Annotated in this window: 14 protein-coding genes; 4 read left to right on the top strand and 10 right to left on the bottom strand. The window is 42.1% G+C overall.

Features of this window, described 5'->3' with window-relative positions; genetic code table 11:
- Positions 1-306: 306 nt before the first annotated feature.
- The 5 genes from AACU33_RS24140 to AACU33_RS24120 form a co-directional block, all read right to left on the bottom strand.
- A complete protein-coding gene (locus AACU33_RS24140) occupies positions 307-1752 on the bottom strand; it encodes an RtcB family protein (RefSeq protein WP_096591266.1) in 1446 nt (481 codons plus the stop codon).
- A gap of 153 nt (positions 1753-1905) precedes the next feature.
- A complete protein-coding gene (locus AACU33_RS24135; protein WP_096591265.1) occupies positions 1906-2337 on the bottom strand; it encodes an archease in 432 nt (143 codons plus the stop codon).
- Positions 2338-2583: 246 nt separating this feature from the next.
- Positions 2584-3519, bottom strand: a complete 936-nt coding sequence (locus tag AACU33_RS24130) for an alpha/beta fold hydrolase (protein WP_096591263.1) — start codon at positions 3517-3519, stop codon at positions 2584-2586.
- 15 nt (positions 3520-3534) lie between these two features.
- Complete coding sequence (locus AACU33_RS24125) at positions 3535-4041, bottom strand: DUF4112 domain-containing protein (protein WP_096591261.1); 507 nt, start codon at positions 4039-4041, stop codon at positions 3535-3537.
- Positions 4042-4100: 59 nt separating this feature from the next.
- Entirely contained in the window at positions 4101-5000 is a 900-nt protein-coding gene (locus AACU33_RS24120) for a YihY/virulence factor BrkB family protein (protein WP_096591259.1), read from the bottom strand.
- A 372-nt stretch (positions 5001-5372) separates the two neighbouring features.
- Between AACU33_RS24120 and AACU33_RS24115 the strand changes: the two genes are divergently transcribed.
- Positions 5373-5846, top strand: coding sequence for a hypothetical protein (locus AACU33_RS24115; protein ID WP_096591257.1), 474 nt, complete (start codon positions 5373-5375; stop codon positions 5844-5846).
- A 159-nt stretch (positions 5847-6005) separates the two neighbouring features.
- Here the strand turns inward: AACU33_RS24115 and thrC are convergent, their stop codons facing one another.
- On the bottom strand, positions 6006-7097 hold the full coding sequence (gene thrC / locus AACU33_RS24110; RefSeq protein WP_096591255.1) for a threonine synthase: 1092 nt from the start codon (positions 7095-7097) through the stop codon (positions 6006-6008).
- A 350-nt stretch (positions 7098-7447) separates the two neighbouring features.
- On the opposite strand from thrC, the gene AACU33_RS24105 reads away from it, so the two are divergent.
- Positions 7448-7639 carry a hypothetical protein gene (locus tag AACU33_RS24105; protein WP_096591253.1) on the top strand — a complete coding sequence of 64 codons (192 nt, stop codon included), beginning with the start codon at positions 7448-7450 and terminating at the stop codon, positions 7637-7639.
- A gap of 157 nt (positions 7640-7796) precedes the next feature.
- On the opposite strand, the gene AACU33_RS24100 is transcribed toward AACU33_RS24105, so the two are convergent.
- The gene (locus AACU33_RS24100) at positions 7797-10160 is read right to left on the bottom strand and encodes a hypothetical protein (RefSeq protein WP_339376258.1); all 2364 of its coding nucleotides are present in this window, start codon (positions 10158-10160) and stop codon (positions 7797-7799) included.
- Positions 10161-10389: 229 nt separating this feature from the next.
- On the opposite strand from AACU33_RS24100, the gene AACU33_RS24095 reads away from it, so the two are divergent.
- Entirely contained in the window at positions 10390-12006 is a 1617-nt protein-coding gene (locus AACU33_RS24095; protein ID WP_339376257.1) for an iron uptake porin, read from the top strand.
- A 570-nt stretch (positions 12007-12576) separates the two neighbouring features.
- Here AACU33_RS24095 and mreD read toward each other — a convergent pair.
- From mreD to AACU33_RS24080, 3 genes are all read right to left on the bottom strand, one after another.
- On the bottom strand, positions 12577-13194 hold the full coding sequence (gene mreD / locus AACU33_RS24090; protein ID WP_096591249.1) for a rod shape-determining protein MreD: 618 nt from the start codon (positions 13192-13194) through the stop codon (positions 12577-12579).
- A gap of 24 nt (positions 13195-13218) precedes the next feature.
- A complete protein-coding gene (gene mreC, locus AACU33_RS24085; protein ID WP_096591247.1) occupies positions 13219-14034 on the bottom strand; it encodes a rod shape-determining protein MreC in 816 nt (271 codons plus the stop codon).
- 119 nt (positions 14035-14153) lie between these two features.
- Positions 14154-15161: a rod shape-determining protein gene (locus tag AACU33_RS24080; RefSeq protein ID WP_096591245.1), complete on the bottom strand. Its 1008-nt coding sequence runs from the start codon at positions 15159-15161 to the stop codon at positions 14154-14156.
- A gap of 370 nt (positions 15162-15531) precedes the next feature.
- On the opposite strand from AACU33_RS24080, the gene AACU33_RS24075 reads away from it, so the two are divergent.
- Positions 15532-15894 (top strand): single-stranded DNA-binding protein, encoded by a 363-nt coding sequence (locus AACU33_RS24075; RefSeq protein ID WP_096591243.1) that lies wholly within the window; start codon positions 15532-15534, stop codon positions 15892-15894.
- The last annotated feature ends 1 nt before the right edge of the window (position 15895 follow it).

The raw sequence follows: 15895 nt of genomic DNA, 5'->3' as shown, positions 1-15895 counted from the left end.
ATTTTATTACTGATAGCTGAAAATCCAAAAAAATACCATGCAGTTGTCAAAAGCTATGCTAATATATAGGTGGGATCGCAAAGAATCTCTCAAATAGGAGATAGTGGCGACACCCTTAGCAGAATTCTTGAGTTAAGAGTCATGCCAAACCAGGCTCTAAGGAAGAGGCGACTATGAGAGGTTCGGACTGAGAAAGCGAGACCTGTAAACTCATGTTCGTTATGGAGGAATAGTTGGATCGAATTGGATTGCAAAACTGAGGGGTTTAGTTGATAGCAACTAGACCCCTTAGCTTATGAGTGAGTATCATCCTTTGATTACAGCAACCGGTTTCAAACGAGCCACCTTACGAGCAATCCCAGCGTTGTGGACAACATTCACAACCCGACTAACATCTTTGTAAGCTTGTGGTGCTTCCTCTGCTAAACCAGACATAGAACCTGTGCGGATATTGATTCCTTCTTGTTCAAGTTCGCCACGCAAGCGATCGCCTCTTACTTCTCGCTTCGCCTTGGCTCGACTCATAACTCGCCCCGCACCGTGACAACTAGAACCAAAAGAAAGGCGATCGCTTCTTTCAGTTCCCAACAAAATCCAGCTTTGCGTACCCATCGAACCAGGAACTAACACCGGTTGCCCCAAAGAACGGTAGTCAGCAGGTAGATCGGAAAACCCCGGCCCAAAGGCTCTAGTTGCACCTTTGCGGTGAACGCATACTGTCACTTGTTCGCCCTCAATTTCGTGAGTTTCAATTTTGCCCATATTGTGAGCAATGTCATAGATTTGGCGTAAATTCGAGTTTTTTCTCCCAAATATTTCCTGAAAACTCCGCCTGGTATGGGATGCTAACAACTGACGATTAGCAAAAGCATAGTTAGCAGCTGACTTCATCGCCGCTAGATAAGCTTGTCCTTCTGGAGATTCAATCGGCGCACAAACTAATTCTCGATCTGGTAAATCAATTCCATAGCTAATGACTGAAAATTGAAAATCTTGGACGTAATCCGTGCAAATTTGATGTCCAAAACCGCGCGAACCGCTATGAATCTGCACAGCCAGACAACCTTCTTGTAAGCCCATGACATCAGCCGCTTCTGAGTCGTAAACTTTATCTACTACATCCACTTCGAGAAAATGATTACCTGCACCCAAAGTACCTAACTGTCCTCTAGCTCGTTCTTTGGCTCGTTTGCTTACTTTATCCGGATCTGCACCTTGCAAACAACCAAATTCTTCCGTATATTCTAAATCTTCTGGTTCAGCGTAACCTTGAGCTAACGTCCAACCTGCACCCTCACGACAAACTCGATCTAATTCTGCGGTAGTTAATGGCACACTCCCCTTTTCGCCCACACCGCTAGGACAGTTACGGTATAAAGAAGTTGCTAAATCGCTCAGTTTGGACTTAGCGTTTTTATACTCAATTGATGAAGCTAAAACCCGGACACCACAGTTGATGTCATAGCCAATTGCCCCCGGTGAGATAATCCCACCAGGTACTTTCGCTGCCATCACTCCACCAATAGGCATACCATAGCCTTGATGAACATCGGGCATGACAACTACATGACCGACTAATCCAGGTAACATGGCAACGTTAACCGCCTGTTGAATTGATAAATCTGCCAAAGCATCCTCTAGAATTTGTGCATCGGCAAAAATCCAGACAGGAACTTTCATTTTTGGATTGTAGGAAGTAGGAATTTCCCACAAATAGTCCTCAATTCGACGGAAATCTCGTTTATTAAACATGGTTCCCTCTGGCTCTAGAAATTGCTAATTGTCTAATATATTCAGGGGGAAAAAGCTTTTAAGGTATAGCGCATTTTTATATCAGAGTTGTCATTACTCATTCGTCATTTGTGTCAATCGTGGACTAATGACTAATAACAGTTTAAGGCACATTCAAACATCTAACACTAAAGTGGCTTCTAAACCGTTTTCTGTAGTTTGAATTGCTAGATTGTTATATGTTACTGCTTTGATTAACTTGTTCCAATTTTTAACTTTTGCACCACTAACTTTTGCTTGTAAATTTTGCCGATCCAGATGCAGGATTTCAAATTGGCTAAACCCTAAACCTTCGCTTTCGTGCAGATACAAAAGTTCATTTAACCAAGCAACTAATAGACTTTCATGGTCTACGCCGTGAAGTTGAATGTTACAGTTAATGGGAGAATCATCTGCTAGTTGGACAGATGCGATCGCATAAAGCCCTTTAGCCGCCTGAATAAACAACTCTGTGAGATTTTGTCCCCATACACGATAAGCCCAATCAGCTGTATGTTCAACCTCCTCAAAGCCTGCTGTTGAATTAAGGAAGTCTGGACTTTGCATAAAAACCTCCAAGATTTTTTCATCCTATCAACTGGAGGTGTTTAATTTTTCAATCTTTAGTTAGATTTAGCTGTAATTATCAACTTGTAGGTTTTGGCACGACCAAGCATGAAAATTATTATCTCATGCCCAATCCTCCATCTTCCAGTTAGATGTTTTTGATATCAAACCACAAATAACAATAGATACAGGTGTTTATCTTTGTTTATCTGTGGTTACTTGTATTTTATTTAACTTAGCCGCAATTTATAAGAATTTTGTATCTCTCAAAAACTCCACAATCGCTGTGTTTACCTCTTTAGAAGAACCGGCGGCTGCGTCGTGACGGCAGTTCGGTAGAATTTGCAATTTCGCATTGGGGATACTTTTATGCAACTTTTCCCCATGACTAGCAGGAAACCAACTATCTTGCTCACCCCATAAAATTAGTGTGGGGGATATAATATCACTTAATTTATTTTGAATTTTACTAAGTAAATTTGGTTTCTTACTTTGCCAATTCTCAATTTCTTTAGCCGCTATTTGTAATTCTTCGGCAACTTTAACAATAGTGCCAGGAAGTTCAGTAAAAGGGTAGGTTATCCAATAGATATCTTCTTGGGTTAGCAATGAAGGATCGAATAGCACCTCACGCCTTTCTATTGCCATAATTTCTCTAAACAGAGGCGCAAACCAATATGCTAGACGTAATGAGTCTATTGTTTCGATAATTTCTATAGGGGTTTGAGCCAGTAGCCACATTGCCCAATGAGGTAATTTTTCGGCAAAAATCGGTACATTGACTACTACTAACCGCCCGATTAATTCAGGATACTCTTGAGCAAGAGAAAGGGCTGTTAATCCTCCTAAAGATTCGGCAACAATTACAGGAGGTTCATCGCATAATTCCTGAATTACGCGTGCTAGTTCAATAATTTGATGACCGTTAGCTTCGCGTCTAGTCAAAGGTTTTTCAGAGAAACCATAACCTTTAGCATCAAAAGAAATTACCCGACAATATTCAGATAATGGAGCTATACTATGACGCCAATTGTAGCTCCAAGTACCCATACCATGTAAGAAAATTAACGGTTTACCTTTACCTCTTTCACCGTAGGCAATTTTTACAGGATATCCTTGTGTATCAGTAATAATTACACTTTGCTGCCCTTTAGGAAAAGTCGCCTGCCACCAATCTTTCATTCCATTATCAATTAATTAACTACCAGTGAAGGCTTGCCACAGCCATCTAATTACTATCATAGGCAATATAACTAAGACAATGGCAATCAGCAATAATCCAGCTATTAGTGCTAAAATAAACCACTTATCTACCTTTTTAGTTTGTTGAGGAGACTTTAAGTGGTCTTCTAATAGTTGAATATTTAGAGTATTAGCTTTCCAAGCAAAATCAAATAAATCTCCTAGCATTGGGATAGCGCCTACTAACCCATCAATGATGATATTAAATACCATTCTGCCAAGAGTTGCTCTAGATGCACCTAAGCGCGCTGCTTCTACAATAATGTAACTAGAAAGAATGACTCCTAAAACATCACCGCCTATAGGTAATAATCCTAAAATTGGATCTAAACCTACACCGACTTTGGTTCCGGGAACAGTAATAACATTATCCAACAGCCTACTTAGTTGACGCAGCCGTCTCAAGGTAGGTGCTTTAGCATCTGGTTCAGTAATGGGCAATCGAGAAGGAAAATCAGGCATGAGTGCGATCGCTTTTTGAAGTTGAATAGTTAAGTATTTTACTGCTGTATATTTATTAATTAATTTTGGTTAAGAAAATTTGATTGTTTGCGCGAGTGCATATCGTCACCAACAGTGACATTTAATTGGTCGCCTACAAGGAGAACAAATGCACTCATCCACAGCCATAACATTAATATAATTACAGCCCCTACAGCACCATATACTTTATTGTAGTTACCAAAGTTAGCCACATAAAGTCGAAACAGACCAGACAAAATTGCCCAAAAAACAGCTGCTAAACAGGCTCCAGGCATCATTGGTGTACCTGGATTCCATACGCTTGGGCCGTAGCGATAGACAAAGCCAAAAGCCCAAGCAACAATACTTAAAGCTAAAGGCCAACGTAATTGTTGCAAAATACCTAACAAAAAGGCTAAAGAAGTATTTTCATTCACTACCATTGCCAATAGTAAGTCGCTGATAAACACTAAGAAGGAAGCGAATACTAAAAGCAACATAGTACCGATAGTTAGCCCCAGAGAAACAAGTTTAGCTTTCCAAAAGGGACGCATTTTATCTGGGGGAATTTGATGAATTTGATCTAAAGCCGTCATAGCAGTACTTACCGCCCCAGAAGCAGCCCAAATTGCGATCGCAAAACTCAGAGAAAACAAACTACTATTTTTGGAATTAGCAATTTCTCTAGAAGCAAAATCCCGAATTAAAACTATTGCTTCTTCTGGTGCAATACGGCTTAGTTCCATCGCTAGTTGTCTAAAGGTCTCTTGCAACGATTCTGCAAATAAGCCAATGGCTGTAAATAAAGCAATCATCGCTGGAAAGAGCGATAGCATGGCATTGAAAGCAATTTCCGAAGCCAGTCCCAACAGTCGTCTTTCCATCGTCCTGGCAAAAGTTTTCTTCAAAGTACGCCAGTTAAGATGGCGAAAGAAGCGGACAAAACGAAGCTGATACATGATTGTGGTGTTCTGACTGCTTGTGCGACTAATTTGCCAAATTTACCGTAATCAGCACATCTCTTATTCTTACATTTTTTACCAAAATAATACTGAGGCTAGGCAGAAGAGGAAGACTAGGAAGACAGGGAGAACAAGGTGAGACCAGCGTTGCGGGAGGGTTTCCAACGCCACTTGCTTCAAGTCGGGGAACCCGCCCAACGCAGTGGCTCCTCCGCAGGCGACTGGCGTTAGCGTAGCGTTAGCGACGAAGGAGCGTCACCCGAAGGGGAGAAATCAGAAATGACAAATGACTCTTGCCTCTTGACCCTTAACTCTTGACTAATGACTATTGACCAATGACTATTGACTATTAACTAATTAACAATCGCTATGAGTCAAGACTTAACAACACAATGGTTGACTGAAATCCAGTCTCTCAAACAGCAGATAGTAGCAATTGGGCGCGATCGCGATGCCGCTTGGGAAAGTGCTGAAAAGTGGCGTAAGCTCTACAATACCGAGGCGGAACAACGCCGCACCGATGCACAGCTATCTCAACAGGCGATCGCATCTCTCAAAGCAGAATTGCAGAAAGTCCAAGGCTTAGATACACAAGCACTCCCCGATCCTACAGCAGTAACAGCTATCCAACAGGAAGTAGAACAACTCCAATCGGTGGATGAGTTGAAAATTAAATTAGTTACAGTCATCAAAGAACGCGATCGCCTCCTGCAAGCTTTGAAAACCGAGCAAGATAACCACGCCCAAACTCGTGACAACTTAACTACCGCTTTGGGTGACGCTATAGATGGTTGGACAAGGGAACGAGCCTCCCTAGAACACGATATGCAGGAGATTCATTGAAAGCGGCGGAATACTTCATTTTATTGTGGGTTGATGAGGTTGCTCCCGCCGCTTGGGGCATAGGGCATGGGGCTAAGAGGAGGGGGAAGATGAGGAGATAGAGAAGAAAACTCCCACACTCCCTCATCTTCCCCATCCCCTTGCTCCCCTTTCCTCTTCTTAAAATCCCATCGCTTGGGCTACTGCTCCTATTTCTGCCTCAATACCCTGTTTAAATTGACTGTTGCTGTGTTTAATAGCTGTATCTGGATCTTTCAAACCATTACCAGTGAGGACACAAACTACTGTTGCTCCTGTAGGAATTTGGTCTTTCACTTGCAACAGCCCCGCTACGGAAGCAGCACTGGCTGGTTCGCAAAATATACCTTCAGATGATGCCAATAGTCGGTAAGCATCGAGAATTTGGGCATCCGTAACGGCTTGAAAATCTCCCTGACTAGCTGATTTAACAGCGATCGCTTTTTCCCAACTTGCCGGATTACCAATCCGAATCGCTGTGGCCAAGGTTTCTGGATGCTCTACTGGCTTACCATGCACTAAGGGAGCTGCGCCTGCTGCTTGGAATCCCATCACCTTAGGTAAGCGATCGCATTTCCCCACTTGATGATATTGGCAAAATCCCATCCAGTATGCTGAGATATTCCCCGCATTCCCTACGGGAATACACAGCCAATCTGGGGCATTACCCAACACATCGACAATTTCAAATGCGGCTGTTTTCTGCCCTTCTAAGCGATAGGGATTCACCGAATTCACCAAAGTGATTGGATAGCTTTCTGCCATCTCGCGGACGATTTCTAGGGCGCGGTCAAAATTACCTTTGATCGCCAGTACTTCAGCCCCGTAAAGTAAAGCTTGTGCTAACTTACCCAGCGCCACATAACCATCGGGAATCAGCACGAAAGCACTCATCCCCCCACGCCTAGCGTAAGCTGCTGCTGCGGCTGAAGTGTTGCCTGTACTGGCACAAATCACTGCCTTCGCGCCTGCTTCCTTCGCCTTAGAAATTGCCATTGTCATTCCCCGGTCTTTGAAGCTACCAGTGGGGTTAAGACCGTCGTATTTGACAAAGACACGCACTTGTCTGCCAATAATTTCCGCGATCGCAGGCACTGGTATCAGAGGCGTATTACCCTCCAAAAGAGTGACAACCGGCGTTTTTTCGCTCACAGGCAAGTATTCACGATAGGCTTCTATCAGTCCGGGCCAGGGTTGGCGATGAGATTTAGCAACAGACAAGCTTACAGTCACGGTTATTTATACAAAATTTTTAGTGCAAACAGAAAAATACTAATAGTAGACATCTTGCACCACTAGATGCTCTCATCACAAGAAGAAAGTAATTTCTTATGGTGCAGGCATTTCACCTATAAGTTTTATTTACCATTTTCCCAGGCAGCTTTGTCAGAAGTTTTGTCACAAAAGGATTGCAGGTGTGATGTATTCTCTGGAACACATGTATCACAATTTGAGTCTCTTATCACAAAACTAAAAACCTATTAGAGTAAATGATGTAAAATATACAATTTTTTAACAAAGCTTAAAACTACATTATTATAATATCTCTAATGGTGTGAGTTGAGTTGTGGATCTATTTAACTATGTCTACCTGTTCATCTAGTGTTTCCGATCGCGTGTCCCAAGATGCCTGGGCCAGCAAGTTAAACAAGTCTTATTACCAAGACGATCAGCAAGTTAAATTTATGCACTTGCAAGCAGAGATAGACTCTTTGCTGATGCAGTTGCAAAACCTCAAACAGCAACGCCTGTCTAGTAACAGTCAAGAACAATAAATCCACCGAAGTCTGAAGTCTGAAGCAGTCTCAAGGCTAAATTTAAGAAATTAACCTATTACCCTGCGGCAGTACATTCAATCCAGTAACTTGAGTTATGGGAGCGAACTTAGTACTGATAAATTAATACCTTCACACTTCAGGCTTCCTCAAGCTGCTATTCAAAACGCTGATTCTTGGGCGACCACCGCTTGAGCGCGTATCTATCGGCATTCTCTACCAACAAAGCTAGAGAACGCCCATCTGAAAGTTGAGCGATCGCTGTCAGTGTTTGCTCGGAATTTCTTTGAAAATCAGTATAAAGTACTTTACCCTTATCAGACAAGATCAGGGTACGAGGACGGGATGAATTTTCTGCCTGCTTTTGCTCTCCATATAGTGATTGCTTCAAAGATGCGATCGCTTCTGCTGAGATAGTTAGTACGGTTTCAGGCTGAGAATTATTTGTCAAATTAATCACTTGTACTGGCCAATAGCCTAGTTCTTGCAACATAAGTGCCAGAGGAGGCCTAGCACCATTGGGAATTTGACCAGATTGTTGTAGAGCCTGCCATACAATTGGCAGCATTGCCGTTACTCTTGCGGGATCTTGTTGATATAGTTCTGCCAGAGTTATAGGAGATGGTTGTATCCATTCCAAGGCCGCATCTGTCAAAGCTAATGGTCTGGGTTGGAGAAGATTATTTTGATTGTCAGCAATTTTTTGCCCAGCAACTAGTAGCCGCAAATCACCTCCTTGCAATTTCACTCCTTTGATTGTGGCGCTAGTTATTTGTTGTTCTCCGTTGGCTAACCAAACCACAAGTAACATTCCTGGGTCAGAATAGATACCCAAAGTGTCCCAAAGATATTTGGCAGGAGAAGTTTGAGGTAACTGCAAATTTCCAAAGGGGAAATTCAGCCAGCGTTTACCATCGTTAAATGCACTTACCTCTACCTGATACCAAACTTCGTTATCCATCAGCTGAAGTTGTGTTTTTGAGTTTGGTCTGAGCCACTCACTGCTGACAACTTGAGTTAGAGGTTTTACTGAACCTAAAATGCGGCTGGGATGACCAGAAATGATTTTAGGTCTAACTCCTTCATTACTCAAGCGTACTAATAAACCTTGAATCCGGGTTAGAGTATCTGGGGTAATTTTGGGTTGTGCCTCCAACCAAGAAATTGCTCGTTCTTCTCCCCGTTGAGTTGCTAAAATCAATGCTCCCCAAGCTTGTACTTCTGGTCTATTGGGGTTGACTCGTAATGCTGTTGTGGTTCGATTCCACAATCTTCCGCCATCCATTTGCAGTAGAGTAGCAATTTCTGGGATATTCTGCGAAGAATCTTCAAATAACTCTAAAGCTTTTGCCCAGCGACCATCAATCAAATCTGCAAGTACCTGTTGACTTGGAATTGCCCAAATCTTATCAGCTTGGGTTTTGGTGAGTTGGGAGTGTAAGCCAATCAGATCGATTTGCGCTTGCGCTGCTTCTGGGAGTGTCTGTTTTCGCTGTTTCTGCCAAGATTTCAACCACTCGAAGGCTGGTGTCCACAGTCCACTACGGGCCAGTAATAAAGCATTTTGGTAAGCAGTATCTTTGAGGGCTGGCGTTTTCAGGGAAATTTCTTCTAGTTGAATGGGGTTGAGGAACAACTTAATCGCTTTGACTTGGTAAATGCGTAACTGTGGTTCTAAACCCACGGTTTGATCGATGACTAATTCTTTGTCCGCACTACCAGTTGCCTGCTGCCATTTGGGCACTTGTCCATTGGGACTTTTCCACGACAACATTTGTTGCAGTTTACTGCGTTGTGGATTGTAATAGATAATTTGACCGTAAGCGATCGCACCCGTTCCTTGTTGAAGTTTACCTTGTAAATCAAACCAAAAACCGGATGATGGGGTCTCCCCTTCAAAGCGTTTGACTTCTTCTAGTGGTAAAGGAATGCTATTTTCTAGGTTTTCTATTTTTACCTCATCAGATGTAGCCAACACAAAGGATTCTTCCGGCCCAACGATGGGTAATTGCGCTACAAGACGATAATATTTTTCTGTTTGGGATTGAAATTCTAAGTCTTTGGCTTGTTGATAAACTCTCAGTTCTACAATTAATTGACAATCATACTGACAGTTAGGGCGTTGCTGAAAAATTGGTAATAAAAAAGAGTTGTCTTTATCTTGCTCCAAAGCTAGGCTTTTCCCAGCTATGCGTTGTTGTTTGCTCAGGCTGTTTTGAATTTGTTTGAGGGTTTGAGGACGTTCACCGTAATTACCAACAGAAATCTGCGCCCATTCAGGTAAAAATTTATTTAGCCAAATAATTTGTTCTGGATTAAATATGAATAGAACACTGATCCAGGCAAAAGCTATCAGTAAACCTACACTGCTTAACAATGCAGCGATCGCTAGCGTTGATGTAAGTAAATTTCCCAGTTGAGTATTGTTCTGGGGTTTCTTGAAGATATGTTTGATTCTAACTGCACGAGGCTGATTTTGTCCTAAGGACTTTGGCGTCAGCTTTCGTAACCGATTTACCATGCTACTTTTCACTCTATCCAGAGAGTATATTTGGGCTAGTTAATTTATCTTTTATACTCGCGCTTGTTAAATATTGCCCAGATTTTTTTTCATCTAACTTATTATAAAATACGTAAATATACTCATGCTAACAATAGATAATTTTACATAAACTCATGGCTTATATAGTGATATAGAGTAAAATAAATTGAAAAATATAATGATTAGCCACAGTAAGAGTAAAGTCTGGATGCTCGCATGGTTAATCGTTGCGAGCGTAAACGGAGTTGTAGAAAAAGCGACTGCACAAGACTATAGCTTTCCATCTCCTGCAAATCAGTCTTACTTAGAGGAAGAAGATCCGATGTCACAAGTAACATCGGTATCTCAACTAAAAGATGTGCAGCCGACAGATTGGGCGTTTCAAGCATTGCAGTCTTTAGTAGAACGCTACGGTTGCATAGCAGGTTATCCAAATAATACCTATCGTGGCGATCGCGCATTGACACGGTATGAATTCGCCGCAGGTGTCAATGCTTGCTTAGATAGAGTTAATGAGTTAATCGCTACAGCTACAACTGATTTAGTTACTCGCGAAGATTTAGCCAAATTACAAAAATTACAATCAGAATTTGCTCCAGAATTAGCAACATTGCGGGGTAGAGTTGATAGCTTAGAAGCACGCACTACTGAACTTGAAGCCAAGCAATTCTCTACCACAACTAAACTCAGCGGACTAGTAATAGTTGGAGCGCAAGGAAGGAATAGCAACCGTGGCGATGTTAATCCTAGAGATGGTATCAAAGATACAAGTGATGGTGGCACAAATATAGCTCTAACATCTCTAACTCAGCTATATTTAACTACCCAATTTACCCCTCGTAGTTACTTATTTACAGGTCTTTTAAATGGAACGGGTGGTACTGGTCCAAGATTTAATAATAGCGTTTCTCGTAATGATGTTATTCTTGGCTACGAATTTCCTACAGATAACCAATTTATTATCAGTGACCTCAATTATCACTGGTTAATTACTGATAACTTAGCGCTGATGGTGGGAACCGAAGGCGTGAGTATGGCAAGTGCTTTCCGAGGCCCAAACCGTGTAGAAAGCGCTGCTACCGGGCCATTATCTTACTTTGCACAACGAAATCCTATTTTAAATATAGGATTTGGTCATGGTGGTATAGCTATAGATTGGCAGTTTGCTAAACGTGCTAGTTTGCAGGCAATTTATTCTAGTTATATTCCCAGCAATCCTGGTAAACGCACGGGTTTATTTGATGGCACAACTACTACAGGTGTGCAATTATTGCTAACACCAACTGATGCTATAGATTTAAGTTTGTATTATGTTAATAATTATGCTTCAGATGGTTGTTTAAAGGCTTATGTGGGTGATGAATGCTTAACTGCAAAATCAGAACCTCTACAAACTAATGCTTTTGGTGCTACTATAACTTGGCAAATTTCACCCCACATAAATATTGGCGCATGGGGTGGTTATACTAATTCTTATATTCCGGGACAGCCAGGAAATGTCGAAACCACAAATTACATGGCATTTATTAACTTCCCAGATTTATTTGCTAAGGGAAATTTAGGTGGAATTTATGTAGGACAACCTCCTAGAATTACAAGTAGCAACCTACCAATAGGAAGCAATGTCCCCGATCTAGTCGACACAGGATTAGGACGTGCTGGAGGACAACCAGGAACAACTACACATATCGAAGCATTTTATCTTTTCAAACTAACAAATAATATTAGTATCACACCAGGAATCATCCATATCTTGGAACCCGGTCATACACCAAATAACGAGCCAGTGACTATCGGCATTCTGAGAAGTACTTTTCTTTTTTAAGTTACTTGCGATCGAGAAGCCATTATTGGGGTATATCTGCAAAATTAAAAGCTAATCCTCACAGATTAATCTGTAATCCTTCTTTTGTGACTACGGGGAAAGTATAATCAGGAAGAAACACGGAGTAAGTAACATAGATGGTTACGCCGCACAGACAAGCAGTAAGCACAGTAGCCTTCATAGATAACTATTGTCAATACTATTGTTCAGTGTTTGAGGATGTGCTGTGGGCTGGGATTGCTTCTCTTCGAGACGCTACGCGAACGCTTTGCTCCCAATGACTGTAAAGATTTTTGCCCATTTATTGAATTTGTAATTGAAGGCGATCGCACATCGCAATTTAGACGCAGAAATTAGGCATGGTTCAGCACAATTGGGTAATAGCACAATAATATTATCTACCTATGTATCAAAATAGTTCAGAACGAGAACGTTGCACTTCCAAGCCTGAATGTTGCTGAAAAATCAAAAGGACACAACATTGTTGTGCCCCCAGCTTGGTTTATTGACTTGCAAAATTGTGTTTTCCCTAATCTCGGCTACACCTAAAAACTAATTGGCAGAGCAAATTTAAGATTGCTCGAACAATTTCATTTCTTCCCACCAACGATTCAGGGGATAATAAACCACAGGTGCCCAAAGACTGCTGAGGATCGCAGAAGCTAAGGCAACACGCTGATAATATGTCCAGATGTATTCTGTTTTGCGATCGCCCATCAAGCTTAATTCCACCCCAAAAATTGTCTCTGCAACAAACGCCATCACAAAGACAATTAACGCGATCGAAATAAAATCTTCCTCAATAAAACGCTGCTTCTGAATTAAGCCAGTTAACATCCCTACTATCCCCAGTGATATAGCATGAGTGGGGCTAGGCGATGTCATTCCATCTTGAAGTAGCCCCAGAACTACACCTGCGAATAACCCAGACCAAACTGTGCGCTTAACACTCCAAGCCACCACCCAAATTAACAACCAGTTCGGCCCAATCCCCAACAATTCCATTCCTGGTAAGCGGGTTGGCAACATCAGCAAACATAACAACACAGATCCTACTGTTACTGACCAATCCACAAACTGACGCGTGCGCGGATTCCAACGTGCGATCGGCGGGATTTTAATTCTGGATTTCCGCGCTGGCGATTTTGACTTTTTTTGTCGGCGACCAGTGAATGCAGGGATCTTCATAGTGTTGCAACAGCTTTGGGGAGTTTAGTTAGACTTTTGCGGTTGTGGGTTCGTCGGCTGGGGATTTTCTCCCTCTGGGATTGGGTTTTCTGGTTTTGGATAGACAGCCACCCAATCTAATGACCGAATCGGTGGAAAAAGTTCAACTTTGGCAACTGAAGCCGGAAGCTTCTTTAAATCCAGAGATTTAATTCTTCCAACCGCTAAACCAGAAGGAAACTTCTGACTGTAAGTTGATGTGGAGACAAAATCACCAACTTTGACATTGGGAACTTTTTCATAAAATTCCAGTACAGCTTCAGCCGAAGCATCTCCCCGCAAGACGCCTTTAGCTGATGTGCGACTAACTGTTACACCCACTTGGCTTTTGAGGTCACTGATCAGTAACACGCGGCTAGTATTAGGAGTAACAGTCTCTACTAAACCGACTAATCCACCTTCTGCCTTGACTATAAAGCCTTCTTTAATTCCGGAGTTGGCACCGCGATCTAGAGTAATTTGCTGCCACCAGTGATCGGCGCTGCGTCCTACTACCCGTGCAGGAATTGGGCGCGATGAAATTGGCTCTTTTTCTACATAGCCTAGTAAGTTTTGTAACTTTTGATTTTGGCTTTCTAGATCTGTAATGCGCGCTTGCAATTCTAATGACCGCGCATCTCTCAGCCGTTCTTCGGGTGTTGGCCCTGCTTGCAACATTTGCAATGGCCGAGCAATTCCTTGATACATCTCCAGCAGAGCTGTACCTTGGGTTTGCCGCAGTACCCAAGCACTACCTAACGCCAGTACAATTAATCCAATTTGTAGGCTCTTCCGATCCCACCAACGACGTGATAAAACCATCTATCCATACCTTAATTTTTATATTGTTAATTTTTTGTGAATCCAAGGTTCTATTTATATAAAACCCAATATCAGATAGTGAATTCTACGTGTACAGAATCCAATATCTGATATTTTTGCTACATATTACGCGAACGACCGCTGAATACCCGTTCCAGTTGTTTGAAGTTTTCCAAAACACGACCTGTTCCCAATACCACACAACATAAAGGATCGGCAGCAATGTGTGTGACGATACCTGTTTCATGGCTAATGAGAGTATCTATGCCCTTAAGCAAAGCACCACCACCAGCCAGCATAATTCCCCGATCGATAATGTCTGCTGCTAGTTCGGGTGGTGTGCGTTCTAGTGTTCGCTTCACCGCTTCGATAATTACTGATAGCGGTTCCAGCATACTTTCACGAATTTCCGGGCCTTTAATAGTCACAGTTCGCGGTAAACCAGAAAGCAAATGTAAGCCTCGGACTTCCATCATCGCTTCATGATCGTCATTGGTGGGATAAGCAGAGCCGATGCGAATCTTAATGTCCTCAGCAGTACGTTCCCCAATCACCAAATTATGAACTTTCTTCATGTATTGCAGAATTGCTTCGGTAAGTTCATCACCAGCAATCCGTACTGACTCGCTCAGTACTGTACCTTGAAGGCTGAGTACTGCAACTTCTGTTGTACCACCACCAATATCGATGATCATGTTGCCAGTCGGTTCGGCAACTGGTAGCCCTGCACCAATGGCGGCGGCTACTGGTTCATCAATTAAATAAACTTCTCTGGCTCCAGCTTGGGAAGCTGCATCCATTACAGCCCGTCTTTCTACCCCTGTAACACCGCTAGGAATACCAATGACAATTCGAGGTAAAATCAGAGACTTACCTTCATTCACACGTTGAATAAAGCTTTTTAACATCAGCTCGGCTGTGTCAAAATCAGCAATAACCCCATCGCGCAGAGGTCTGAGAGCTACCACATTTCCTGGTGTGCGACCGAGCATTTTTTTGGCATCTTCTCCTACTGCCAGTGCGATCTTTTCATTTTGATCGATGGCAACAACCGAAGGTTCTTGGAGTACAATACCTTTACCAGATACATAAACGAGGGTATTAGCAGTACCGAGGTCGATACCCATATCCCACGATGAGCGAAAGTTCCTGAAAAGACCCACGCGTCCTACGCCCCCTATTTGCGATACTTGATGACTACGACGGTAAGAGTTAATCGTGCTGGATTCTATTATGTTTTTGAACCTGAGTCCAGTAAAGCTGGCTATTTTTTTGGATAACTTTTGAGAATCTTTATTGTATTTTCAGACCTCTAATTTCCGATCTTCTCTGACTTAGTCAGTATATCCGTATAGTTTTCTACTTTATCCCAGGTAATTTGTATCATTTTTAAACACAACTATATTGCTAAATCTTTAACATATTTTCAATAGTTTCACAATTCGCTATCATGGAATTCAAGATAAATAAGTACGTATGTACTGAAAGGTAACGCACATGAGCATTAATGTTGTCACTCTAATTGGTCGTGTAGGCGGCGACCCAAGTCTTACATATTTTGATTCTGGTAAGGTTGTATGTAAATTAACACTAGCTGTTAATCGACGCACTAGAGATGGGGAACATACAGACTGGTTCAATTTAGAATTATGGGGTAAGACGGCAGAGATAGCAGGTAATTATGTAACTAAGGGGCGTCAAATTGCTGTCAAAGGTTCTTTAAAGTTTGACAGATGGAGCGATCGCAACTCTGGAACCACCCGTTCATCACCAGTTATCCAGGTAGACCAACTCGATTTATTAGGTTCTAAGCGTGATAGTGAGGGCGGAGGTGGAGATTTTTCGCCAGAAAATTTCTAAA

The sequence above is a fragment of the Calothrix sp. NIES-2098 genome (assembly GCF_963875125.1).
Classification (GTDB): domain Bacteria; phylum Cyanobacteriota; class Cyanobacteriia; order Cyanobacteriales; family Nostocaceae; genus Aulosira.
The sequence above is the reverse complement of the archived record's forward strand: the minus strand, read 5'-3'. Positions and strand labels throughout refer to the sequence as shown.

Coding starts and splice junctions, on each gene's coding strand:
- AACU33_RS24095 (WP_339376257.1), top strand. CDS start 10,390: ATGCTCGCATGGTTAATCGTTGCGAGCGTAAACGGAGTTGTAGAAAAA.
- AACU33_RS24125 (WP_096591261.1), bottom strand. CDS start 4,041: ATGCCTGATTTTCCTTCTCGATTGCCCATTACTGAACCAGATGCTAAA.
- mreC (WP_096591247.1), bottom strand. CDS start 14,034: ATGGTTTTATCACGTCGTTGGTGGGATCGGAAGAGCCTACAAATTGGA.
- AACU33_RS24135 (WP_096591265.1), bottom strand. CDS start 2,337: ATGCAAAGTCCAGACTTCCTTAATTCAACAGCAGGCTTTGAGGAGGTT.
- AACU33_RS24140 (WP_096591266.1), bottom strand. CDS start 1,752: ATGTTTAATAAACGAGATTTCCGTCGAATTGAGGACTATTTGTGGGAA.
- AACU33_RS24075 (WP_096591243.1), top strand. CDS start 15,532: ATGAGCATTAATGTTGTCACTCTAATTGGTCGTGTAGGCGGCGACCCA.
- AACU33_RS24080 (WP_096591245.1), bottom strand. CDS start 15,161: ATGGGTATCGACCTCGGTACTGCTAATACCCTCGTTTATGTATCTGGT.
- AACU33_RS24105 (WP_096591253.1), top strand. CDS start 7,448: ATGTCTACCTGTTCATCTAGTGTTTCCGATCGCGTGTCCCAAGATGCC.
- AACU33_RS24130 (WP_096591263.1), bottom strand. CDS start 3,519: ATGAAAGATTGGTGGCAGGCGACTTTTCCTAAAGGGCAGCAAAGTGTA.
- AACU33_RS24120 (WP_096591259.1), bottom strand. CDS start 5,000: ATGTATCAGCTTCGTTTTGTCCGCTTCTTTCGCCATCTTAACTGGCGT.
- AACU33_RS24100 (WP_339376258.1), bottom strand. CDS start 10,160: ATGGTAAATCGGTTACGAAAGCTGACGCCAAAGTCCTTAGGACAAAAT.
- AACU33_RS24115 (WP_096591257.1), top strand. CDS start 5,373: ATGAGTCAAGACTTAACAACACAATGGTTGACTGAAATCCAGTCTCTC.
- mreD (WP_096591249.1), bottom strand. CDS start 13,194: ATGAAGATCCCTGCATTCACTGGTCGCCGACAAAAAAAGTCAAAATCG.